This is a genomic window from Aphanothece microscopica RSMan92, from assembly GCF_046613545.2.
Classification (GTDB): Bacteria; Cyanobacteriota; Cyanobacteriia; order PCC-6307; family Cyanobiaceae; genus NIES-981.
Window position 1 is genome coordinate 1 of sequence record NZ_JBKKKY020000124.1, and the last position, 3,418, is coordinate 3,418.

Annotated in this window: 5 protein-coding genes; 3 read left to right on the forward strand and 2 right to left on the reverse strand. The window is 68.6% G+C overall.

Going from position 1 to position 3,418, the window contains the following annotated elements; translation table 11 throughout:
* Together ACLD7X_RS16170 and ACLD7X_RS16175 are read right to left on the reverse strand one after the other, a co-directional pair.
* On the reverse strand, window positions 1-326 hold a 326-nt coding region (locus ACLD7X_RS16170), incomplete at its 3' end, for a hypothetical protein (protein ID WP_425625374.1).
* Window positions 327-431: 105 nt separating this feature from the next.
* A complete protein-coding gene (locus ACLD7X_RS16175; protein ID WP_411424707.1) occupies window positions 432-827 on the reverse strand; it encodes an iron-sulfur cluster assembly accessory protein in 396 nt (131 codons plus the stop codon).
* 94 nt (window positions 828-921) lie between these two features.
* On the opposite strand from ACLD7X_RS16175, the gene zds reads away from it, so the two are divergent.
* The 3 genes from zds to ACLD7X_RS16190 all read left to right on the forward strand — a co-directional run.
* Complete coding sequence (gene zds / locus ACLD7X_RS16180; protein WP_411424708.1) at window positions 922-2,427, forward strand: 9,9'-di-cis-zeta-carotene desaturase; 1,506 nt, start codon at window positions 922-924, stop codon at window positions 2,425-2,427.
* Between the two features lie 108 nt (window positions 2,428-2,535).
* Window positions 2,536-2,979, forward strand: a complete 444-nt coding sequence (locus ACLD7X_RS16185; RefSeq protein ID WP_411424709.1) for an SRPBCC family protein — start codon at window positions 2,536-2,538, stop codon at window positions 2,977-2,979.
* Window positions 2,939-3,418, forward strand: a 480-nt coding sequence (locus tag ACLD7X_RS16190; protein WP_411424710.1) for a hypothetical protein, incomplete at its 3' end; no start/stop codon positions are given. The genes ACLD7X_RS16185 and ACLD7X_RS16190, both read left to right, overlap by 41 nt.

Sequence of the window (3,418 nt, forward strand, 5' to 3'; positions counted from 1 at the left end):
ATCTCGATGTGCTCCCGGACGCCCTTCGCCCCGGTCTCGAGCATCGCCAGGCTCAGGTTGATGCGTGCCTGGGGATCCTGGGGGTTCAGCCGCACCGCCGTTCGGGCCGACCGCAGGGCCTCCTGGGGCTGGTCGGTGAGCAGCTGCAGCCATGCCAGGCAGGTCCAACCTGCGGACTGGCGCGGGGCCTGGGCGGTGATCGCCTCGAAATCGGCCAGCAGATCCGCCGGGTCAGCCCCTGCGCTGTACCGGCCGATGGCGGCATCGAACAGGGAGGTCTCCGGTGGGGAAGTCTCCGGGGCGTCCCCGGTGGAACTGGCCGACATGGCGGGTGGGCGCACGGTCACGGGCCTACAGATTCCCATGCCACCGGCAGAGCGCGGCAGGCAGCGGCCAGGACGCGGCTCCGTGGCGGATCCGATGGCGGTGCTTCAGACCGCGAAGGAACTCCCGCAACCGCAGGTCTGGCTGGCATTCGGGTTGGTGAAATTGAACCCGCCACCGATCAGGGCGCTGGAGAAATCGAGCTGCATGCCGTAGATGTACAGCAGGCTCTTGGGATCGCAGACCACCTGGAAACTGGGCGCTCCCTCGGGCTCGTAGGTGTACTGCTCATCGTCCGGGCGGATGCCGTCCGGGGAGATGAAGTCCATCGTGTAGCTCATGCCGCTGCAGCCGCCGGATCGCACCCCCACCCGCAGGACCTTGCCCTCCCCCTGCTGAACGATCAGGGCGGCCAGCTGTCGCATCGCCGGTTCGGTGATCAGGATGCCCTTGCCATCCCGGGCGGTGAAGGTGGCAGGTGCGGTTGCGGTTCCCGTGCTCATCGCGTCGGCCAGGTGGGCTGCGCCAACTCTATGGACCTCCAGGCGGAGGTGTCGCATCCATAGAGTCGGACGCACAGCCATGGGAGCAAGCAGGGTGCAGGTCGCCATCGTCGGTGCGGGTCTGGCCGGTCTGGCGGCGGCGGTGGATCTCGTCGATTCCGGCCATCGCGTCGATCTCTACGAGGCCAGGCCGTTCCTGGGCGGCAAGGTGGGCAGCTGGGTGGATGAGGGCGGCAACCACATCGAGATGGGGCTGCACGTGTTCTTCTTCAACTACGCCAACCTCTTCGCCCTGCTGCGCAAGGTGGGGGCGATCGAGAACCTCCTGCCCAAGGACCACACCCATCTGTTCGTGAACACGGGCGGTGACCTGCGCGAGCTGGATTTCCGCTTCCCGATCGGCGCCCCCTTCAACGGCCTCAAGGCCTTCTTCACCACCCCCCAGCTCGACTGGATCGACAAGCTGCGCAACGCCCTGGCCCTGGGCACCAGCCCGATCGTGCGTGGCCTGATCGATTACGAGGGGGCGATGCAGGTGATCCGCGACCTCGATCGCCTCAGCTTCCGGCAGTGGTTCGTCAGCCACGGGGGCAGCGAGCAGAGCATCCGGCGGATGTGGAACCCGATCGCCTATGCCCTCGGCTTCATCGACTGTGAGGCCATCTCGGCCCGCTGCATGCTGACCATCTTCATGATGTTCGCGTCCAAGACCGAAGCCTCCAAGCTCAACCTGCTCAAGGGATCGCCGCACCGCTGGCTCACCGGCCCGATCCTCGCCTACATCGAGCAGCGCGGCGGCAGGCTGCACCTGCGCCACCGCGTCACCGAGGTGCAGTACGAGGAGGGCCCGGCCGCCGCCGATGGCCAGCCCGCCACCCGGGTGAGCGGCCTGAAGCTCGGCACCCCCGAGGGCGACATCCAGGTGCAGGCCGATGCCTACCTGGCCGCCTGCGACGTGCCCGGCATCCAGCGGATGATCCCGGCGGCCTGGCGCCGCTGGGCCCTGTTCGACAACCTCTACAAGCTGGAGGCCGTTCCGGTGGCCACGGTGCAGCTGCGCTACGACGGCTGGGTGACCGAACTGGGCGACTCTGCGGCCGCCCAGGCCGCCCGCGCCGATCTGAGCCGGCCCGCCGGCCTCGACAACCTGCTCTACACCGCCGACGCCGACTTCAGCTGCTTCGCCGATCTGGCCCTGGCCAGCCCGGTCGACTACCGCAAGGAGGGACTCGGCTCGCTGCTGCAGTGCGTGCTCACCCCTGGCGATCCCTGGATCCCGAAGAAGACCGAGGCGATCGTGGCGGCCACCGATGAGCAGGTGCGCCGCCTGTTCCCCTCGGCCCGCAACCTCAGGCTGGTGTGGAGCCATGTCGTCAAGCTGGCCCAGTCCCTCTACCGCGAAGCACCGGGCATGGAGCCCTATCGCCCCAGCCAGCGCACGCCCGTGAGCAACTTCTTTCTTGCCGGCAGCTACACCCGGCAGGACTACATCGACTCCATGGAAGGTGCCACGATGAGTGGCCATCTGGCGGCCGCCGCCATGCTGGACCGTCCTGTCCATCTGGCGGCCAACGCCGCCACCGGCCACTCACGGCCCTGAAGGCGCCAGCGCCACAGCCTGGCCGCCACCGCCTGGCAGCCACAGCCTGGCCCAGTCGACAGGATCCCCCAGGCCAGCCAGGCCCCTAGGCCAACAGCAGGAGAACCCATGGGCCGTTGGCTCGAGCACAGCGTCACCACCCAGATCGCCGCTCCGGTCGACGAGGTCTGGGCGGTCTGGAGTGACCTGGAAGCGATGCCCCGCTGGATGCGCTGGATCGAATCGGTGGTGACCGAGCCGGGCAACCCCGATCTCACCGACTGGACCCTTGCTGCGCAGGGCTTCCGCTTCCACTGGAAGGCGCGTATCACCCAGCGGGTGGAGGCCCAGCAACTGCACTGGGAGTCGGTGGGGGGGCTGCCCACCCGCGGCGGTGTGCGCTTCTATCCCCAGGCCGACGGCACCACGGCGGTGAAGCTCTCGGTCAGCTATGAATTGCCGGGGGTCTTGGCACCGTTGATGGAACCCAGCATCCTGGGGGGCATCGTGACCAAGGAGTTGCAGGCCAACCTTGACCGCTTCCGAGACCTGGTTGAACAACGTCAGAGCTGACAAGCTCCTGGGAGCCCTGCTCCTGGCCCTGGCCGTGACCGGCTGCGGCCCGGGCGAGCCCGATCCCAAGGCCGATCCCAAGGCGGCGGCGCCCCGCCCCGTGGCGGCCCCCGCGCCGGTTCCGCCCCCACCCACCAAGCCGGAGAGCACCGGCCTGACTCTGCTGCCCTCAGCGAATGAGGTGCTGGCCGGGTTCCGGATGGGCCGTGATGATCCCTTCGCGCCCTTCGTGCCGGTCGCGGCCGCAGGGACGACCCGCCCACGCCTCAATCTTCCGGCCGCCTTCCGCTTCAGCGGGGTGATCCGGTCCGCTGGGGCTTCCCAGGCCATCGTCGAATACGGCGGCAACGCCGGTGTCCTCAGTGTGGGCGAACGGGGTGGCCGCAACACCGATCTGCTCCCTTCCGGCTGGAGTGTGGCGGCGATCGATGTGGACCGG

What these genes read in the sequence shown, in the direction of transcription:
- ACLD7X_RS16175 (WP_411424707.1), bottom strand. Translation starts at nt 827, where the DNA reads ATGAGCACGGGAACCGCAACCGCACCTGCCACCTTCACCGCCCGGGAT.
- ACLD7X_RS16185 (WP_411424709.1), top strand. Translation starts at nt 2,536, where the DNA reads ATGGGCCGTTGGCTCGAGCACAGCGTCACCACCCAGATCGCCGCTCCG.